The organism is Mesorhizobium sp. B3-2-1 (assembly GCF_006439515.1).
Taxonomy (GTDB): Bacteria; Pseudomonadota; Alphaproteobacteria; order Rhizobiales; family Rhizobiaceae; genus Mesorhizobium.
Genome location: NZ_VFTI01000042.1, coordinates 16653 through 36103, shown reverse-complemented (window position 1 = coordinate 36103; position 19451 = coordinate 16653). Strand labels below are relative to the sequence as shown.

The 19451-nt window shown below is 64.2% G+C and carries 15 protein-coding genes; 8 read left to right on the top strand and 7 right to left on the bottom strand.

Annotation, left to right across the window (positions count from 1 at the left end):
• A complete protein-coding gene (locus tag FJW08_RS29495; protein WP_140813384.1) occupies window positions 1-1545 on the bottom strand; it encodes a 4-hydroxyphenylacetate 3-hydroxylase N-terminal domain-containing protein in 1545 nt (514 codons plus the stop codon).
• 94 nt (window positions 1546-1639) lie between these two features.
• Between FJW08_RS29495 and FJW08_RS29490 the strand changes: the two genes are divergently transcribed.
• Window positions 1640-2509 (top strand): helix-turn-helix domain-containing protein, encoded by an 870-nt coding sequence (locus FJW08_RS29490; RefSeq protein ID WP_140813383.1) that lies wholly within the window; start codon window positions 1640-1642, stop codon window positions 2507-2509.
• A gap of 36 nt (window positions 2510-2545) precedes the next feature.
• Here FJW08_RS29490 and FJW08_RS29485 read toward each other — a convergent pair whose 3' ends face one another.
• Together FJW08_RS29485 and FJW08_RS29480 are read right to left on the bottom strand one after the other, a co-directional pair.
• Window positions 2546-3949, bottom strand: coding sequence for an RtcB family protein (locus FJW08_RS29485; RefSeq protein ID WP_181183089.1), 1404 nt, complete (start codon window positions 3947-3949; stop codon window positions 2546-2548).
• Between the two features lie 1098 nt (window positions 3950-5047).
• Window positions 5048-6607, bottom strand: a complete 1560-nt coding sequence (locus FJW08_RS29480) for a TROVE domain-containing protein (RefSeq protein WP_140813382.1) — start codon at window positions 6605-6607, stop codon at window positions 5048-5050.
• Between the two features lie 208 nt (window positions 6608-6815).
• Between FJW08_RS29480 and rtcR the strand changes: the two genes are divergently transcribed.
• The 7 genes from rtcR to FJW08_RS29445 all read left to right on the top strand — a co-directional run bounded on the left by rtcR (window position 6816) and on the right by FJW08_RS29445 (window position 13958).
• A complete protein-coding gene (gene rtcR / locus FJW08_RS29475) occupies window positions 6816-8411 on the top strand; it encodes an RNA repair transcriptional activator RtcR (RefSeq protein ID WP_140813381.1) in 1596 nt (531 codons plus the stop codon).
• A 166-nt stretch (window positions 8412-8577) separates the two neighbouring features.
• Window positions 8578-9060, top strand: a complete 483-nt coding sequence (locus FJW08_RS29470) for a hypothetical protein (protein WP_140813380.1) — start codon at window positions 8578-8580, stop codon at window positions 9058-9060.
• Between the two features lie 306 nt (window positions 9061-9366).
• A complete protein-coding gene (locus FJW08_RS29465; protein WP_140765551.1) occupies window positions 9367-10575 on the top strand; it encodes an ABC transporter substrate-binding protein in 1209 nt (402 codons plus the stop codon).
• 11 nt (window positions 10576-10586) lie between these two features.
• On the top strand, window positions 10587-11366 hold the full coding sequence (locus tag FJW08_RS29460) for an ABC transporter ATP-binding protein (protein WP_140813400.1): 780 nt from the start codon (window positions 10587-10589) through the stop codon (window positions 11364-11366).
• A complete protein-coding gene (locus tag FJW08_RS29455) occupies window positions 11359-12069 on the top strand; it encodes an ABC transporter ATP-binding protein (protein ID WP_140813379.1) in 711 nt (236 codons plus the stop codon). Before FJW08_RS29460 ends, FJW08_RS29455 begins: the two co-directional genes overlap by 8 nt.
• Before the next feature lie 7 nt (window positions 12070-12076).
• Window positions 12077-12964, top strand: a complete 888-nt coding sequence (locus FJW08_RS29450; protein ID WP_140813378.1) for a branched-chain amino acid ABC transporter permease — start codon at window positions 12077-12079, stop codon at window positions 12962-12964.
• Between the two features lie 22 nt (window positions 12965-12986).
• A complete protein-coding gene (locus FJW08_RS29445; protein ID WP_140813377.1) occupies window positions 12987-13958 on the top strand; it encodes a branched-chain amino acid ABC transporter permease in 972 nt (323 codons plus the stop codon).
• A 29-nt stretch (window positions 13959-13987) separates the two neighbouring features.
• Here FJW08_RS29445 and FJW08_RS29440 read toward each other — a convergent pair whose 3' ends face one another.
• From FJW08_RS29440 to ggt, 4 genes are all read right to left on the bottom strand, one after another.
• Window positions 13988-14881 (bottom strand): HNH endonuclease, encoded by an 894-nt coding sequence (locus FJW08_RS29440; protein WP_140813376.1) that lies wholly within the window; start codon window positions 14879-14881, stop codon window positions 13988-13990.
• Between the two features lie 94 nt (window positions 14882-14975).
• Window positions 14976-15956, bottom strand: coding sequence for a 2-dehydropantoate 2-reductase (locus FJW08_RS29435; RefSeq protein ID WP_140813375.1), 981 nt, complete (start codon window positions 15954-15956; stop codon window positions 14976-14978).
• Between the two features lie 67 nt (window positions 15957-16023).
• Window positions 16024-17544 carry an acyl--CoA ligase gene (locus tag FJW08_RS29430; RefSeq protein WP_181183091.1) on the bottom strand — a complete coding sequence of 507 codons (1521 nt, stop codon included), beginning with the start codon at window positions 17542-17544 and terminating at the stop codon, window positions 16024-16026.
• A 314-nt stretch (window positions 17545-17858) separates the two neighbouring features.
• Entirely contained in the window at window positions 17859-19445 is a 1587-nt protein-coding gene (gene ggt, locus FJW08_RS29420; protein WP_140813373.1) for a gamma-glutamyltransferase, read from the bottom strand.
• Window positions 19446-19451: the final 6 nt, after the last annotated feature.

Genomic DNA, 19451 nt, shown 5'->3' with positions numbered 1-19451 from the left:
TCACCCGGCCGTTGGAGGAAGCGGCGGCAGCCAGGTGTCGCCTGTCCAGCCATGCTCGTCATAGTCGGCCATGCAGGCGTCGACCAACTCTTCCATCGCCTTCAGCCTGCCGCCGCGCTCGGCGCCCTTCAGCACCTGCAGCCGCACCTCTTCCGGCGCGCCGGCATAGTTGAGCTCATAGAGCGCGTGGCGGCCGCCGAACTCGGTGCCGGTCGCGTCCCACAACAGCTTCATGATCTTGATGCGCTCGACATGGCCCATATCGTTGGAGCCGCGCACATATTGCGTCAGATATTTGTCGATCTCGGGATTGTTGAAGTCGCGCACCGAGGACGGCAGGTAGATCAGCCCCGACGCGATCACCCGGCGCACCGTTTCGATGACGCGCGGATAGGCTTCCGACATGAAGGTGCGATAGGCGAGCGCGGCATCGAGATTGGGCAGCACCGCACCATTCGCCCACGGGATCGGGTTATGGGCCATGGCGTTGGAGAAACTCCAGAACATGTGCCTGAGCGCGATCACCTCGCCAAGTGCTGCCTGGTTGCCGCGAAAGGCGTCGCCGCCGGTGGCGCGCAGCGCCTTGGCCAGCAGGCCGGCGAGAAAGTCGAGCTTGACGGCGAAGCGCGTGCAGCCCTGGAAACAATAGCCATGCATGAAGCCCGACGCCGGATGGAAGGACAGGATCTTTTGCGCATCGCGCAGCACCAACACGTCCTCCCAGGGGATGAAGACGTTGTCGAGCACCAGGATGGCGTCGTTCTCGTCGAAGCGCGACGACAAGGGATAGTCGAACGGAGCCGCCACCGTATTGGCCGTCTGCTCATAGGACACGCGGCAGAACATCTTTATCCCCGGCGCGTTCATCGGCACGATGAACATCACCGACAGCGACGGATCCTCGGTGACCGTCGCCGAGCCTTGCGCCAGGAAATTGTAATGCGTCAGCGCCGAGGACGTCGCCACCACCTTGGCGCCGGACACGAAGATGCCGGCATCCGTCTCTTTGGTGATGTGGACGAAGACGTCCTTCACCTGCTCGGCCGGCTTGTGGCGATCGATCGGCGGGTTGACGATGGCGTGGTTCATGAACAGCACGGCTTCCTGGGCACGTTTGTGCCAGGACCGCGCATTCTCCTTGAACGGTCCGTACCAGTCGGCGTTGGCGCCGAGCGTGTTCATCAGCGCCGCCTTGTAGTCGGGCGTGCGCCCCATCCAGCCGTAGGACATGCGCGACCACTCGGCGATCGCCGTCTGCTGGGCCGCGAGTTCGTCGGAGGATTTGGCGACGCGGAAATATTTGTGGGTGTAGCCACCCGAGCCGGTGTCGGTCGGCGAGGTCAGCGTCTCACGACGCTTGCCGTCATGCAGCGCATCATAAAGCCGCGCCAGCGACCGCGCTGAGTTGCGCATGGCGGGGTGCGCGGTGACGTCGGCGATGCGGTCGCCGTTGATATGGACCTCGCGGCCGTCGCGCAGACTCTCCAGATACTCGGCCCCGGTGAACGGGCGCGCCTTGTCCGCGCGAAAATCTTCTGATCGCATCGATGCTCCTCCACTTGGTATCGCAACCCTAGCGCCTCCGCGAGGGATCGGGTATGGACGGAACGGCAAAACCGATTGGACTTTTTCCGGCACCATGAGTCAGAATTCGATTCCCGATTTCTTCGTCTACGGCGAACCGGTGCGGCCGCTCGATGTCGGCTTCCTTCATGTCGAGACAGTGCTTGCACGCAGTAACATTCACCTCGGTCAGGTTGCCGCGCACAAGCACCCGCAAATGGGCCAGATTACCTACTGGACCAGCGGCTCCGGCACCTATCGCATCGAGGACCACTCCTGGGACTTTTCGGCGCCGGCCGTCAGCTTCGTGCCGAGCAATGTCGTGCATGGTTTTTCGATCGGACCCGGCGCCGACGCCATCGTCGTGTCCGTCGCCGACGATGCGTTGGCCACGCTCGCCGGCCATAGCCTGCTGCCGCTGGACCGGCCGGTCTTCGCCGACGCCTTCCCACAGCACGCCGCGTGGAAAGGACTGGCAACGGTGCTGGACATGATCGCCGCCGAGTACGCCGAGGCGCAGGCGGGCAACGACAAGGTGCTGCCGGCGCTGATCGCCGTCGCGCTCTCCCATATTGCGAGGCTCGCTCCTGAGGCGACAGATGCCCCGGGCTCTTCAGACACGTCACTGGCGCGGGGGCTACGGAGACTCGTCGATGCGCATTTCCGCGAGAACTGGCCGGTCGACCGCTACGTCGAGGCCCTCGCCACCACGCCGCATTTGCTCGACAAGGCCGCGCACGCGGTGTTGGGCAGTGGCGTCAAGCGGGTGGTCGGCGATCGCCGACTGCTGGAAGCCAAGCGTCTGCTGCTGTTCACCGTGCGCACGGTCGAGGACATCGCCTACGAGATCGGCTTCGATGACCCGGCCTATTTTTCACGCTTCTTCCGCGAGCGGATCGGCGAGGCCCCAGCCGCCTGGCGGCGGAGGCAGTTGCGGGACCGGTGATCACCGGATGCGGTTGCAGCCCGCATCCGGTCGGGGTTAGCGCCCCTGCTGCTGGCGCGCTTCCCGCTTCTTGCGCCATGGCGCGTTCGCCTCCCAGTCGCCAGCCATGATGCAGCCATAAGGCAGCACTTCGTCAACGATCTCCGCCAGACCGAAATGCTCGATCTGGCGGCGCATCGAGGCCGCGTTCTTGTAGGCGCTCGGCAACTCCGAAATATCCGTCACGCCGGAGAAGAAGCGGGCATCGATGCCCTTCGTCTCCTGCGCGAAGATATCGGCGTCGCTGCGCCCCGCCTGCATGCGCCGGTGCTGGGTGCGCGAGAAATTGCGCCCGGCGCCGTGAGGCGAGAAGCCAAGCCCGTGCACCGCGTTCTTGCCACGTACAATCAGCACCGGTTCCGCCATGTTGAGCGGGATCGGCGTCAGATCGGTGGCGTCGTCGGCCCAGTTGTCGAAGGCCGGTGTGGCGCCCTTGCCGTGGTAGAATAGCCCATCCGAGCGGCGGAAGACGAAGTTGTGCTCGTTCCAGAACCGGTCCGACACCTTCGCCGACAGCTTTTCGGCCGCTAGGTCGTGGATGAGCATATGGTTGCCCTTGGTCCATTCGCGGATCGTTTGCAGGGCCTCCCAATACTCATCGCCTTCCCGCGTGTCGGCCGGGATCCAGGCGTTCTGCGGCAAGGTTTCCGGCGACAGCGTCTTGCGGACGCCCTCGGCGATCCTCATCCCCTTGCTGTAGAGCCGCGCGCCAGGCGAGCGCGAGCCGTGATGGGTGACCAGCGCCGTCTCGCCACTCGACTTCAACGTGCCGACATAAGCGAAATGGTTGCCGTCGCCCTGCGTGCCGAAATGCTCGATTGCGGCACTGGTCAGGTCGCGCAGCAAGGGGTTGGCCTCGAAACGCTCGAAGATCTCCTTGGCCGGCCGGATCTGCTGGCCCCGCGGACGCCCGCCCGGTCCGAAATGGGTGACCCGATGAACGGCATCGAGCAGCGCGGCGGGCGCCACGCCGGGAAATACCGAGATCGCCATCGAGCAGCAGATGTCGGCAGAATGCATGCCGGGGTGGATGCCTTCGGACACAGCGACGCCGCCGACCGGAATCGTGCCCGCCGGACCAGCTGGGCAGGCGTCCGGCATGATGGCGCCGGCGCGGATCACCGGCGTGCGCATCAGCTCGGTCATCGAGCGCATCACCGCTTCGACATTGGCGGCTTCGTCAGGCGTTTCGGCCTCGATGTTGAGGTGCAGCGGCATGGAGGAAGCCGCATGCAGCGGAATGGCGGGCGGCGGCGCGAAAGCGCGCGCGGCCTCCAGCGCATCGCCCTGCGATCCACCCTTCTCCAGCACCGCATTGGCGGCGGCCAGCGCCTTGCCGAACCATTTGCCCTGCGGCATGCCGGCGTCGATCAAATCCTGTCCACTCAAAATCTCGGTCATGTCCTTCACTTTCGATACATCAAGCACTGCGCATTGCGGACGGACGACAAGGGAATGCGAGACATTTTTCCGCCACTTTGCGAAGATGCGAAGGAGGGACACGAACCCTCACGCCTTTCGGCACCCGCTTGCTTGTTTGCTTTGGAGCGGGCCGCGTCTACCTGTAGTCTCGCAGGCATTCGTCCTTATTCGGTCTGGCGACAAGTGTCGGCAAGACAAACTGAGCTACTTTCCGTCCCAGTGGGATGGAAGGGATGGCTTGAACATCCGACCTTCCGCCGCTTTCGCCGCGGATGCTCTATCCTGTAGTCCTGCCTGCATTCGCCATTCATTCTCTTCCCTGCGGCGGGCGACAAATCGAAGCGAGAAACCGATCGATCAACCGATCGACGGGCGGATTCGAACCGCCAGATACCAATGTATTCCCGCAGGCATTCGCCCGTTCAATCGGCTGGCGACAAGGATCGGCAAGACGGTGACTGCGCCACCCCGCTCCAGAGAGCGGGAGAGTGATTTGAACACCCGACCTCCCGTCCTTCGACGGGCGCGCTACCTGTAGTCCTGCCTGCATTCGCCATTTGTTCGGTCGCCGCGGCGACAAGGGATGATGAAACACCGGGAGTCCCGCTCGTGCCAGAGAGCGCCTGCAAGGTGAGGAGTCGAACCTCACGGAGCATCCCGTTCATGTTGCTGTAGTTCCATCCGGCATTCGCCGCGGCTTTGTTCGGGTGTGACGACAAGATTTCTGCGAAAACTGCCTTTCTGCTCTGCCGACTGAGCTACGGAGCCGATTGGCAGCTCCGGCGGGACTCGAACCCGCGACCCGAAAGTTAGGATGTAGTTCCACAGGCATTCGTCACGCCGTTTGTTCAGTTCCTTTCCTATTCAGTTGCGGCCGAAACCGCGTAATGCCGTCGGGCATGACGACAAGGTTTGATGAAACGTCCCGCTCTATCCACTGAGCTACGGGTCCATAGTGGCGGACCCGACGGGATTCGAACCCGCGACCTGGAGGTGAACAGCCTGTAGTTCCATCGGCATTCGTCATGCCCTGTTTTTGTTCCGGTAGTCCCGGCGGGCGCGCCGCCGGGACCGTTTTCAGAGTTCGATCGCCTCGATCGTGCGCACCCAATGGTCCGGGTCGCCGCTCGACGACAACATCGTCCCAACCACGTCGAAGACGCGGTCGGAGAAGCCACCGACATTCAGGATGTCGGCCTGCGACTTGGCCTGCGTCGTCGCATGGGACTGGATGTCGATGCAGACCAGCTTGGCTGCCGGGTTCAACCCCTTCAACTTCTGCCATTCCTGCATCGTCGCCGTCCCCTGATGCGCATGCGCCGAGGCATCCACCCAGGACTGGTTGTCCGACACGAACACCACCAGGTCGACATCGGCCTTCTCGCGCACCAGCCGCGCCAGCGGAGCCGAACAGTTGGTCCCGCCACCACCGACGGTGGCAAGCTTGGCGGCGTTGGTCATCACCGTATCGCGAGCGTTGAGGCTGACATCAACCACATCGTTCTCGAACGGCAACACCCTGGCCGTCGGGTTGCGTCGCAGCAGTGCGGCGGCCACCAGGGCGGCCGCATCGATGCAACGCACGGCCGACGTAGCGCCCTGGCGGTAGCCGGTGACGGGCGAGCTCATTGAGCCCGAAACGTCTGGACACACCACCACGTTGCCCTTGATCCGGGGCACGTTGCCGAGCGCGATTTCCATCGCATCCTGCAGCGCGTCTCGAACCACGCCAGGCACTTTCGCATCGGCCACGGTGAACGCCACCATCAGCTGATACGGGAACACCCGGGCGCGCCGGACCTCCTGGGGATCGCGCAGACGCGCCGCCAGCTTCTCGCCGAACCCTTCCACTTCGAACACGCCATTGCGGGCAAAGGTGTTCAGGTTCTGCCGCAGCATCTGCCATCCGGCCGTTTGCGCGATCTGCACCCAATGTTCACGCGACAGCGGCATCGAGGTCAGCATCTGGAACGGCACCTCAGGCACAGGCAGCGATGGATCGCGCTTGAAGGCTTCGAATGCCTTCACCACGTACGGCAGCACGGCCACGTCGTGCGGCTTGCCCAGGAGATAGCCATAAAGCGCCTCACGCGACGCCGATTTCGGCTTCGGGTGAACCATCTTCACGACATCGGCCAGCGACGGATCGTTGCCGACCGCGGCCCGCATGATCTCGAAGTCGGCCGCCCGCTCGAGCCAGGCCTGGACATGGCGCTTCGGCCGCGTGCCGAGCGACTTGCGGCCGGTGGCGCCCGAACGCATGACCTGCACGAAGTTGCGCAGCATCTTGCCGTTCCGGACGATGCGCCCGAAAGCACGGTCGAACTCGTCGCCCTGCATCGAGGAGAGAACGGCCAGCAGCAGCGCCGGCATGTCCTTCATGTAGCCCTGCTCGAAAGCGTGGACGGCGGTGCGTGCCAGGAACCCCGGCTCGACCTGCCACGCAAGCTTCAGCACCTCGTCCAGCTGCTCACGCGGCTCGGCGTAGAAGGTGGCGTTGAACGTTCCCGTCGCCGCCAGCTGCGCCAGAGACTGCTCGGGCGATAGGCGGTAAGCCCGGGCACCCTCACGGTTTTTGGCGTCAGCCGGCGGGAGCAGCTTTCCTGCAATCGTCGCAAACACGGATTTGTTCGCCATTGTTCTGATCCTTCATTTCACACCAGCAGCATTACAAGCTGCGTGCCAGTTTGAAGAGAGGGGTCTGCTTCAGGTCGCCTCACCGCAAATAATCGATTGATTTTATTGAGAAATAAAAATAACGGACTAAACCTTTTGCATCTGGCGCTTCGCGAGAAGAAGCCTGTAATATAATCCAATTGTATCGACTCTTATATCATGGGATAAAATGCGAAGACGGGTCGCTATAGGTATTCTCGGGACGACGCTCGATGCGGGTCGCACCGACGACCGCTGGAAGAAATGGCGGCCGACGGTTGCGCTGTGCCAGCAGCAGGGATTGTTCATTGACCGCCTGGAACTCATTCACGGGACACAGTCCCGGCAGCTCGCCACGCAGATCATCGCCGACATCGAACAGGTTTCGCCGGCGACAGAGGTCAGGCCGCATATCATCGGCATGAGAGACCCCTGGGATTTCAGCGAGGTCTACACCGGCCTGCGCGATTTTGCCCGGGGTTATGTGTTCGATCCCGAGAAGGAGGATTATCTCGTCAACATCACTACCGGCACGCATGTCGCGCAGATCTGCTGGTTCCTGCTCACCGAGGCCCACTTCATCCCTGCACGCCTGCTACAGCTCTCTCCCCGCAAGGATGGGCGCGACGACGTCTCCGGCAGCCACTCGATCATCGACCTCGACCTGTCGCGTTATGATGCGATCGCTACACGCTTTACCGCGGAGCGCGACGAGGCGACGTCGTTCCTGAAGTCTGGCATCGCCACCCGCAATCCGGCCTTCAACCAGATGATCGACCAGATCGAGAAGGTGACTATCCGCTCGCGCGCGCCCGTCCTGCTCACCGGCCCGACAGGCGCCGGCAAGTCGCAGCTCGCGCGCCGCATTTACGAACTCAAGAAAGCGCAGCGGCAGGTTTCCGGCGCCTTCATCGAGGTCAATTGCGCGACCTTGCGCGGCGACCAGGCGATGTCGACGCTGTTCGGCCACGTCAAGGGCGCTTTCACCGGCGCCCAGAACGAACGCGCCGGGCTGATGAAGTCGGCCAACAAGGGCGTGCTGTTTCTTGACGAGATCGGTGAACTCGGCATCGACGAACAGGCCATGTGCCTGCGCGCCATCGAGGAGAAGCGTTTCCTGCCGGTGGGCGCCGACCAGGACGTAATCTCGGATTTCCAGCTTCTGGCCGGCACCAATCGCGACCTGTCGATCGGCGTGAAAGAGGGCAGGTTCCGCGAGGATTTGTTCGCACGTCTGAATCTCTGGACCTTCCAGCTTCCGGCGCTACGCGACCGCAAGGAAGACATCGAGCCCAACCTCGACTTCGAGCTGCGCCGCTTCGGCGAACGCGAGGGCCAGAACGTGACCTTCAACAGGGAGGCGCGGGATCTCTACCTGAAATTCGCCATCGCGCCGCAGGCGATGTGGCGTGCCAATTTCCGCGATCTGTCGGCATCCATTACCCGCATGGCGACACTGGCGCCGCTCGGCCGCATCAACGAGGAGACCGTGCGCGACGAGATCGAACGACTGACGATGCTGTGGCGTGCCGGGGATGCCGGCGACCGCGAGGCCATCCTGGTGGAGGCTTTGGGTGTCGAGCGGCAAAGCCGGATCGACCTATTCGATCGGCCGCAACTTGCCACCGTGCTCGAGGTCTGCCGCGACAGCAACTCGATCAGCGCCGCCGGCCGAAAACTGTTCGCCGTTTCGCGGCTACAAAAGACCAGCGGCAACGATGCCGACCGGCTACGCAAATATCTCATGCGGTTCGACTTGAGCTTCGAGGACGTCGCCCGGAAATGATGGACGTCCTTCGTCGGCTGCCGGCGGGTTCATCCGCGGCGAGCGCAAGTCAAAAAAGCTCTGCGGCTTGCTCGGCCACCTTTTCGTGAAGGCATGCGGGTTGATCCGGCGGCCTGCTTGCCTAGGTAGAGAGGGCGGCCGGGCGCCACGCGATCTCAATATCGGTATGACATTTTCCTGCATTCGAAAGCTTGCCCTCTCTGGTCTCATCGTCGTCGTCCAGTCTTCCTGCGTCGTTCCCGACGACACGTCGCGCATCGCCAAGGTCGATCCCACGGCGGCAGCGGCCCGCAAGGAGATGGTCGGCCTCAGTGAAGCCGACGTTCGAATGTGCGCGGGGTTTCCGACCGCCACCGCGGATGTCGGTCGGTCCGGGCAGATCTGGACCTACAAGCGCGTCGTCCAGCGCGGCAATCTCAGCGTCGTCGTTCCTGCCTTGGCCGTCGGGGCGATCCCGACGGTCGGCGGTTCCGTCAATGTCGCTCCCGGCGGTTACTGCGACACGCAGGTTCGCATGGTCGGCGGCCGCGTCGCCGAAGTTGCCTATGCCGGCGACAACAATCTGCCGAACAGGCGCGACGCGCTTTGTGTCTCAACCGTGGATGCTTGCGTGACCTATGCCCGCGAACACAGGCCGGCGGCCAAATAGCGGCGGCGGATTTAGGAGATCCCCAGCGCCACCCGCCGGATCGGCGAGGCGCCGCTGAAACTGGCGCTGAGTGATGTCGGCAACGGCCATCTGGTCGCGGCCGGGGGTTGAAGCCGTCCAGGCTCAAACAAGCTCGGTGTGTCGCCGGCCGAGCTTCACATATTCGTGTCACACGCCATGGGGTCGGCCTTGCCGCCATGAAATCCGCGGCCGCCCCTTGCCCTTCCGCCTCATTTTCCTAATGTGCTTGCGGATGACGATCGTTGAGGGCGGCCGGATTCATCCACACTGGGAGGAAATAAACTCATGAAGCTATGCTATGTCGTTTCCGCCGCGCTGCTCGCGGCCACCGCGATTCCCGCCTCGGCCGCCGAGATTTCCGATGGCAAGGTCAAGATCGGCATCCTCAACGACCAATCCGGCGTCTATGCGGATTTCGGCGGCAAATGGTCGGTCGAGGCGGCCAAGATGGCGGTCGAGGATTTCGGCGGCAAGGTGCAGGGAGCACCGGTCGAGATCATCAGCGCCGACCACCAAAACAAGCCCGATATCGCCTCCAACATCGCACGCCAGTGGTACGACACCGAACAGGTCGATGCCATCATGGAGCTGACGACCTCTTCGGTCGCGCTCGCCGTGCAAGGGATCTCCAAGGAAAAGAAGAAGATCGACATCGTCACCGGTGCGGCGACCACGGAACTCACCGGCAAGCAGTGCTCGCCCTACGGCTTCCACTGGGCCTATGACACCCATTCGCAGGCTGTGGGCACCGGCGGCTCGCTGGTGCAGCAGGGCGGCGACAGCTGGTTCTTCGTCACCGTCGACTATGCGTTCGGCTATTCGCTGAAGGAGCAGACCGCCAAGTTCGTCGAGAGCCATGGCGGCAAGGTGCTGGGCGAGGTGCGTTATCCCCTCGGCGCGACCGATTTTTCGTCCTTCCTGCTGCAGGCGCAATCGTCGGGCGCCAAGGTCATCGGGCTCGCCAATGCCGGCCTCGACACCTCCAATTCCATCAAGCAGGCGGCCGAGTTCGGCATCGTGCAGGGCGGCCAGCGCCTGGCCGCACTCCTGTTCACGCTGGCCGAGGTGCATGGGCTCGGCCTGCAGGCGGCGCAAGGCGTCGTGCTGACCGAGGGCTATTACTGGGACCGCGACGACAAGAGCCGCGAATTCGGACAGCGCTTCTTCAAGCGCACCAACCGCATGCCGAACATGATCCAGGCCGCGACCTATTCGGCGGTGACGCAGTATTTGAAGGCGATCGACAAGGCCGGCACCGACGAGACCGAAGCGGTCGCCAAGCAATTGCATTCGCTGCCGGTGAACGACGTCTTTACCGCCAATGGCAAGGTCCAGGCCGACGGCAACATGGTCCACGACATGTATCTCTACCAGGTCAAGGCGCCCAGCGAGAGCACCAAGGATTGGGATTACTACAAATACCTCGCCACCATTCCTGGCAAGGAGGCCTTCCTGAGCGAGAAGGAAAGCGGCTGCCCGACGGCCGCCCAGTGACCGGCGCGGCCATGGTGCCGCCTGATCCGAGCGCGGAAGAGCCGCGGGTGGTGCTTTCCGCCCGCGGCCTGCGGCGTGACTTCGCCGGCTTCGTCGCCGTCAAAAATGTCGACCTCGATGTCCGCCATGGCAACATCCATGCGCTGATCGGACCCAACGGCGCCGGCAAGACCACCGTCTTCAACCTGCTGACAAAATTCCTGGCGCCGACCAGCGGCAGGATCGACCTGCTCGGCCACGACATCACCCGCACGCCGCCGGCCAGGGTGGCGCGGATGGGGCTGGTGCGCTCGTTCCAGATATCGGCGATCTTTCCGCACCTCAGCGTGCTCGACAATGTGCGCGTCGCGCTGCAGCGGCCGGCCGGGCTCGGCGTCCAGTTCTGGCGCTCGCTGGCGGCGCTCGACCGGTTGACGCCACGCGCCATGGAGCTGCTGCGTTCCGTCGGCCTCGACGATGCGACGAACAGGCTGGCCGGCGATCTTTCCTACGGCAGGAAACGCGTGCTCGAGATCGCCACGACACTGGCGCTCGACCCGAAAGTGTTGCTGCTGGACGAGCCGATGGCCGGTATGGGCCATGAGGACGTGGCCACGGTTTCCGCCCTCATCCGCTCGGTGGCGAGCGACCGAGCGGTATTGATGGTCGAGCACAATCTGACCGTGGTCGCCGATCTCTGCGACTGGATAACGGTGATGCAGCGCGGCGAGGTGCTCGCGGCCGGCGACTACGCCACCGTCAGCCGCGACGAGCGCGTCAAGGTCGCCTATATGGGCACCGCCGATGACTAATACCGCGCCCCTGCTCGCGGTCAGCGGTCTCAACGCCTGGTATGGCGAGGGCCATGCGCTGCACGGCGTTGACCTCGAAGTGTTTGCCGGCGAGACGGTGACGTTGCTCGGCCGCAACGGCGTCGGCAAGACGACGACATTGCGTGCCATCATGGGCCTGATCCGCCGGCGAACCGGGAAGGTCGTCTTCGACGGCGCCGACCTGATGCGGCTACCGCTGCACCGCACCGCGCACCAGGGCATCGGCTTCGTGCCGGAAGAGCGCGGCATCTTCTCGACATTGACCGTCGACGAGAACCTGGTGCTGCCGCCCGTCGTCGCCCCGGGCGGCATGAGCGTCGAGGAAATCTTCGATCTCTTCCCCAATCTGAAGGAGCGGCGCAACAGCCCGGGCACGCGGCTGTCGGGCGGCGAACAGCAGATGCTGGCGATCGCGCGCATGCTGCGGACCGGCGTCAAGATGCTGCTCCTGGACGAACCGACCGAGGGCCTCGCCCCTGTCATCGTCCAGCGCATCGGCGAGCTGCTGGCAACGTTGAAAAAGCGCGGCATGACCATCCTGCTGGTCGAGCAGAATTTCCGCTTCGCGAGCCGTGTCGCCGATCGTTTCTACCTGATGGAGCACGGCAAGGTCGTGGCCGGATTCCCGACCGGCGAACTGGCGGACCGCATGACGCTGCTCCACGAAATTCTGGGTGTATGATGACGCCATGACGATGATCTTCGGCATCCCCGTCCAGGCATTGCTCGGCCAGTTGCTGGTCGGCCTGATCAACGGCTCCTTCTACGCCATGCTGAGCCTCGGCCTGGCCGTCATCTTCGGCCTGCTGCGCGTCATCAATTTCGCCCATGGCGCCCAATATATGCTCGGCGCCTTCGTCGGCTATCTCCTGCTCACCCATCTCGGCATCGGCTATTGGCCGGCGCTGGTCCTGGCGCCACTGATCGTCGGCCTGTTCGGCGTCCTGGTCGAGCGCCTGGCGCTGTCGCGGCTCTACGACATCGATCCGCTCTACGGCCTGCTCTTCACCTTCGGCCTCGCGCTCGTGCTCGAAGGCATCTTCCGCTACTATTACGGCGTGTCGGGAAACCCCTACGCCGTGCCGCCGCTGCTGGCGGGCGGCACCAATCTCGGCTTCATGTTCTTGCCCAACTATCGCGGCTGGGTGGTGGTCGCCTCGCTGGTCGTCTGCTTCGGCACCTGGGCGCTGATAGAGAAGACCAGGCTCGGTTCCTACCTGCGCGCCGCAACCGAAAATCCCCGTCTCGTCCAGGCCTTCGGCGTCAACGTGCCGTTGCTTTTGACCCTCACCTACGGCCTTGGCTCCGCGCTCGCCGGGCTCGCCGGTATCCTGGCCGCGCCCGTCTATCAGGTCAGCCCGCTGATGGGATCGGATCTCATCATCGTCGTCTTCGCCGTCGTCGTGGTCGGCGGCATGGGATCGATCCTGGGCGCCATCGTCACCGGCTACATGCTCGGCCTCGCCGAAGGCCTGACCAAGGTTTTTTATCCCGAGGCCTCCAATCTCGTGGTCTTCGTCATCATGGCGATCGTGCTTCTGGTCCGGCCGGCCGGCCTGTTCGGAAGGGACGCCTGACATGGCGGAAGGAACATCCGACATGGCCGAGCTGACACTTCGCGAGGCATCGGCCAAACCCTCCGCAAGGCTTGAATGGGCGCTGGTCGCGCTCGGCATAGCGGCGCTGCTGGCAGCCCCCTTCTTCGTCTACCCGATCTTCCTGATGAAGATGCTGTGCTTCGCGCTGTTTGCCTGCGCCTTCAATCTCCTGCTCGGCTATACCGGCCTGCTGTCGTTCGGCCACGCCACCTTCTTCGGCGGCGCCGCCTATTTCACCGCGCATGCCGTCAAGGTGTGGGGCTGGCCGCCGGAAGCGGGCATCCTGCTCGGCATGACGGGCGCCGCACTCCTCGGCCTCGTCATGGGCTTCTTCGCCATTCGCCGGCAAGGCATCTATTTCGCCATGATCACGCTGGCGCTGTCGCAGATGTTCTTCTTCTTCTGCGTGCAGGCGCCGTTCACGCAAGGCGAGGACGGCATCCAGGGAGTGCCACGCGGCGTCCTGTTCGGCGTCCTCGACCTCAACGCCCCGATGAACATCTATTATTTCGTGCTTGTCGTGGTCCTGCTCGGCGTCTTCGCCATCTGGCGCATCGTCAATTCGCCCTTCGGCATGATCCTGCGCTCGATCCGCGAAAACGAGAACCGCGCCATCTCACTGGGCTATTCCGTAGCCAGCTACAAACTCGGCGCCTTCGTCATGTCGGCGGCGCTGGCCGGGCTCGCGGGCTCGCTGAAGGCGATCGTCTTCCAGTTCGCCACCCTCACCGACGTCACCTGGCAGATGTCGGGCGAGGTGATCCTGATGACGCTTCTCGGCGGCATCGGCACCATGGTCGGCCCGATCATCGGCGCCAGCCTGGTCGTCGGCCTGGAAAACACGCTGGCCACATCCGGTTTTCCGGTGACCATCGCGACGGGGCTGATCTTCATGGTCTGCGTGCTGGTGTTCCGGCGCGGGATTGTCGGGGAGATATATGCGCGGGTGCTGGGGCGGATAGGGAAGGGGTGATGGGGCCGGCCGCTGCGGCGCGGGAAACATCACTGCTTGAAGCAGTGATCGCGGTGCCATTGCAAGAAATGAGGATGAGGACGTTCAAGCTGTCGACGAGGTGTAAGGGCACGGCCTGACTTGTTGACGAACGCCCTTACGCTCTCAGGATCATTGACCTGTCGTGAAATCAGGATTTCCAGATCATCATTTAGGCCGATCAATCCGCGATCGAACATCCAATGCGCTGTGCCGGAGAGTGCAATGCCGTTGCTGACAATATCTGGCCCGCTCGCTTCGACAGGTCGAATATGGGCTGCGGCAACCTCCGCACGGCCACGACCATTTATCAGCTTAAGTCCCGTGATCGCACAGCGTTCGTCATATGCGCGCAAAACGATGCGGCGGAAAATGCGGTCCCGTACAATCCTTGATCCGACATAAGCGACACGGTCGCGGCTCTGCTCGAACTGGAATGGAACCTGCTCCTCTTCAAACTCAAAACCGATCTCATCGACACGCGGCAGGAGCGGCTCGTTCTCGTTCAATCCAAGATCGACAATTCGGTTGAAATCGCTCGGGCTGAGCGGACGAACCGCCGATTGGGCGCGACCAGAAATCTGCCCTTCATCATTGAGCAACCCTCGCTCTACGAGCCCATCCATCCCGCTGAACGGAACCGGATTGACGAAATCGAGGTAACTTCCCGGTTCGATGAGAGCGAGGTACATGCCCTGAATCGCAGAATCAGGGATGACCTGCTGCACCTTGGCCATGGCGAAATAGCCCCGAGTCTCCGCGATCTTCCGAGGCTCGTAGTAGATGATCCAGCCACCGACGCATGCCTCGACGCGACGCAAATACTGGCTTGGGAACTGATATTGCTCCGCCGGGCTGTCGTTGTAGATCGAATCTGAGCGATGAATAAAAACCCCGAATCCCATGGTCGTCTAATACTAAAGTTTTTGAAGGTATGCATTTCTTTGAATCTGCGGATTTACCGTTCGGCGAATGGGCTGTTACCTGTTCAGCCCACCCTTACCCATAACATCCCCGCTCCACCGCCAACCTCCGTACCAGCGCCAGCACCCCATCGATAGCCGGCGTGGGCCTGCCGGTCAGCCGCCCAAGCTCCTGCACGGCGCCCACCAGCGCGTCGATTTCCATCGGGCGGCCGCGTTCCAGGTCTTGCAGCATCGAGGTCTTGTGCTCGCCGACGTCGCCGGCGCCCTTGATGCGGCGGTCGACGTCGATGGGGAAGCGCACGCCGAGGCTTTCGCCGATCGCCTGGGCTTCCAGCATCATCGTGCGGGCGAGGGTTCGGGTGCCCTCGTCGGCGACGATTGCCGCCAGCGTGCTGCCGGTCAGCGCCGAGATCGGGTTGAAGGAGAGGTTGCCCCACAGTTTTATCCAGATCTCTGCGCGTATGTCGTCGCGCACCGGCGCCTGCAGCCCGGCCTTGACCATCTCCCCGGCCAGAAGCGTGGCCCGTTCGCTCTTCTCGCCCGAGGGTTCGCCGAGCGAGAAGCGCCTGCCCTCGACATGGCGGATGAGGCCGGGCGCATCGACCTCGACGGCGGGGTAGACCACCGAGCCGATGACGCGCCGCGGTCCGAGCCGGTCCCAGATCGTGCCGCCGGGGTCGACCTGATGCAGCCTGGTGCCTTCGAGCGCGCCGCCTGCCTTGTAGAAATACCACCAGGGAACGCCGTTCTGCATAGTGACGACCGATGTGTGGTCCCCGAGCAGCGGTGCGATCTGGTCGAGCGCGGGCGCGACGGAATGCGCCTTCAGCGCCAGCACGACATAGTCCTGCGCGCCAAGGTCTTCCGCCTTGGCGGCGGCGCGGACGGGGGCGGTCGTCTCCTGTCCGTCCTCGATCAGGCGCAGGCCGTTTGCCCTGATCGCTTCGAGATGCGCGCCGCGTGCGACGATCGACAGGTCGGTCCGGCCGGCAATGGCCAGCTTGGCCGCGAGATAGCCGCCGATGGCGCCAGCGCCGAAGATGGTGATCTTCATCGTAGTGAGCCTTTGATTCTATGCATGTCGTTATCCCGGAACCGAGGACACTTCCAAGCGACATGCATTAGAGCCCGAGCTTGGCGGCGAGCCCGATGCGCTGCAGCTTGCCGGTCGCGCCCTTGGGGATCTCGTCCAGGATCAGCACCTTGCGCGGCACCTTGAAGTCGGCGAGCCGCATCGCGGCGTGGGCGCGGATATCGCCCTCGGTGGCGCTCATGCCTTCGCGCAGCACCACCGCCGCCGCCACCTCCTCGCCGAGCTTGTCATGCGGCATGGCGAAGGTGACGACCTGCGCCACCGCCGGGTGGTCCATCAGCACGTCGTCGACCTCGAGCGGCGAGATCTTTTCGCCGCCGCGATTGATGATTTCCTTCAGCCGGCCGGTGACGCGGAGATAACCGTCCTCGTCGAGCACGCCCTGGTCGCCGGTGTGGAACCAGCCATGCGCGAAGGCGGTGGCGTTGGCGTCCGGGTTCTTCTCGTAGCCTGACGTGACATTGGGTCCGCGAATGACGATTTCGCCGGTCTCGCCGGCCTGCATCAGCCGGCCATCCAGAGCCATGACCGCCACTTCCGGCCCGCCCGCCGCACCGACGCTGCCCGGCTTGCGCAGGCCCGGCGGCAGACGGTTCGACGCCATCTGGTGCGCGGCCTCGGTCATGCCATAGGACTCGATCACGGGGCAGCCGAAGGTCGCCTCGAGTTCGGCCATCACCTGCGCCGGCAGCGATGCCGAGGACGAGCGGATGAAGCGCAGGCGTGCCTCCGCCAGCGCTTCGGCATTGCGCGCGGCGCGCGCCAGGATCGCCTGGTGCATGGTCGGCACCGCCGTGTACCAACTCGGTTTCGCGTCGCCCAGCCACTGGAAGAAGCGCAGCGCGTTGAAGCCCGGCGTGCAATAGATGCTGCCGCCTGATGCCAGCGACGACAGCACCGCCGCGATCAGCCCATGGATGTGGAAAAGCGGCATGATGTTGAGGCAGCGGTCATCCGCCGTCAGGCCAAGCGTCGCGCCGATATGGCGGGCGGAGGCCGCGACATTGGCATGGCTGAGCGGCACCAGCTTTGGGCGCGACGTGGTGCCCGACGTGTGCAGCAGCAGCGCGATGTCGTCGTCCCCGGCCATGTCGGGCGCCGCTTGCGGTCCGACCGCCGTGCCCTCGATGGCGAAGGTGCCGGCAGGCGCGCCAGCAGGCACGATGAGGCGAAGCACGCCGATGCCGAGGCGCACGGCCACGGTCACCGCCGGGCCGGTCTCGTTCTCCGCGACCAGGATCGCCTTGGCGCCGATGTCGGTCAGGTAGAAATCGAGTTCGTCGGCCCGGTAAGCGGGATTGAGCGGCGCCGTCGAGGCCGTGGCAGCGACCGCGATGAAGGCCGTCGCCATCTCCGGCCCGTTCGGCAGCACGATCGCGACACGGTCGCCCCCGCCGATACCGAGCGCGTGGAGCTGTGTAGCCGTGGCGGCGATCAGCGCGCGCAGGCCGCCATGGGTCAGTGTGGGTCTGTCGGGCGCCAGGATGGCGGGGGCATCGTCGGCGCCGGCGACGAGGCGGCGGGAGAGGTCTGGGTGATTTTGGGTCATGGTCACCGGCTATGTTTCATGTGACTGCTTGTGAAAGTCCAGCGGGCCAATTGTCTATGTTGGCACCGCCCCTCATTGCCCTGCCGGGCATTTCTCCCCGTATAGTGACGGGGAGAAAGGGGCTGTTGTCGATGGCTTCGCCAACTGCCTGCGTGGCCAAGAAAGCGCCGAGGGACCGGCGCGCCCCTCTCCCCGTCACTATACGGGGAGAGGATGCCGGCAGGCAGGTGAGGGGCAGCGTCAGCGCCTGAAAAGGAAGGCCAAACTTGAATTGAGGCCCCGTCAATTTCCGCACTGCCCGCCGCGCCCATCCCTCAATACCCCAGCGCCATCCCATCCTTGCGCGGGTCCGAGGCCCCCGTCAGCGTTCCCTTTTCCCAGTCGATCAGCACCGCCTGGCCGCCGCCGAGCGGGTGGTGCGGCTCGGTGATGGCGTGGCCGCGCCGGCGCAGGCCTTCGACGGCCTCAATGGGCACGTTGCGCTCGGCTTCCACCATGCCATCATTGTAGAACACGCGCGGCGCGTCGAGCGCCTGCTGCGGGTCCATGCCGAAATCGATCATGTTGGTCAAAAGGTGGACATGGCCGAACGGCTGGTAGCCGCCGCCCATGACGCCAAACGGCATCACCACGCGACCGTTCCGCGTCGCCATGCCAGGCATGATCGTATGCATCGGCCGCTTGCCGGGCCCGATCGCGTTGGGGTGTACCGGATCGAGGCGGAAGCTCGAGCCGCGGTTCTGCAGCACCACGCCGGTCTTCGGGCCGACGACGCCGCTGCCGAACGAATAATAGGTCGAGTTGATGAACGAGACCGCGTTGCGGTCTCGGTCGACAACCGAGATGTAGACCGTGTCGCTGCCGGGCAGCTGGACATCCGGAAGATGGGTCATGGCGCGCTCGCGATCGATCTCGGTGCGCAGCCGATCGGCATAGGCGGCCGACAGGAGCTCCCTCACCGGCACCGGGACACGGTCCTGGTCGCCGACGAAACGATCGCGGTCGCGATAGGCCAACCGCCCGGCTTCGATCTCCAGGTGCAGGCGCTCGGCGCCGTTCGGGTCGAGCTCGCCGAGCTTGAAGCCCGACAGCACATTCAGCATCAAGAGCGCCGTCAGCCCCTGGTTGTTCGGCGGCATCTGGTGGATCTCGTGGCCGCCATAGCTGACGCTGACCGGCGCCACGTAGTCGCCCCGGGTCGCGGCGAAATCCTCATGCGAATGCAGTCCGCCCAATTCCTTGAGCCGGCGCACCATGTCGTCGGCGACCGCGCCTTCGTAGAAACCGGCGCGGCCCTGTTTGGCAATGATCCGCAATGTCGCGGCAAGCTCCGGCTGCCGATGCACGTCGCCAGCCTTCGGCACGGTGCCGCCCGGCAGGAAGATGCGCGCGCAATGTTCGTCGGCGGAAAGATCGATTTCCGGGTCGGCCCAGTCGAAGGCGACGCGGTCGTGCACGACATAGCCGTTCTCGGCATAGTGGATCGCTGGCGCCAGCACCTCGGCGATGCCCTTGCGGCCATGGTCCTCCAGCAGCCGGCACCATGCGTCGATGGCGCCTGGCACGGTGACGGCATGCGGGCCCTGCAGCGGGATGCGGTCAAAGCCTTTTTCCAGATACCAGTCGACGGTCGCGGCCGCCGGCGCCCGGCCGGAGCCGTTGAAAGCCAGCACCTCGCTTTGTCCGTTGGGGCAATAGAGGACAAAGCAATCGCCGCCTATCCCGGTCGATTGCGGCTCGACCACGCCCTGCACGGCGGCCGCGCAGATGGCGGCATCCATGGCATTGCCGCCGGCGCGCAGCATCTCGACGGCCGCAAGCGTCGCGAGCGGATGCGATGTCGCGGCAATCGCTTCGGTGGCACGAACCGGCGAGCGGCCGGGAAACTGGAAATCACGCATTTTGGT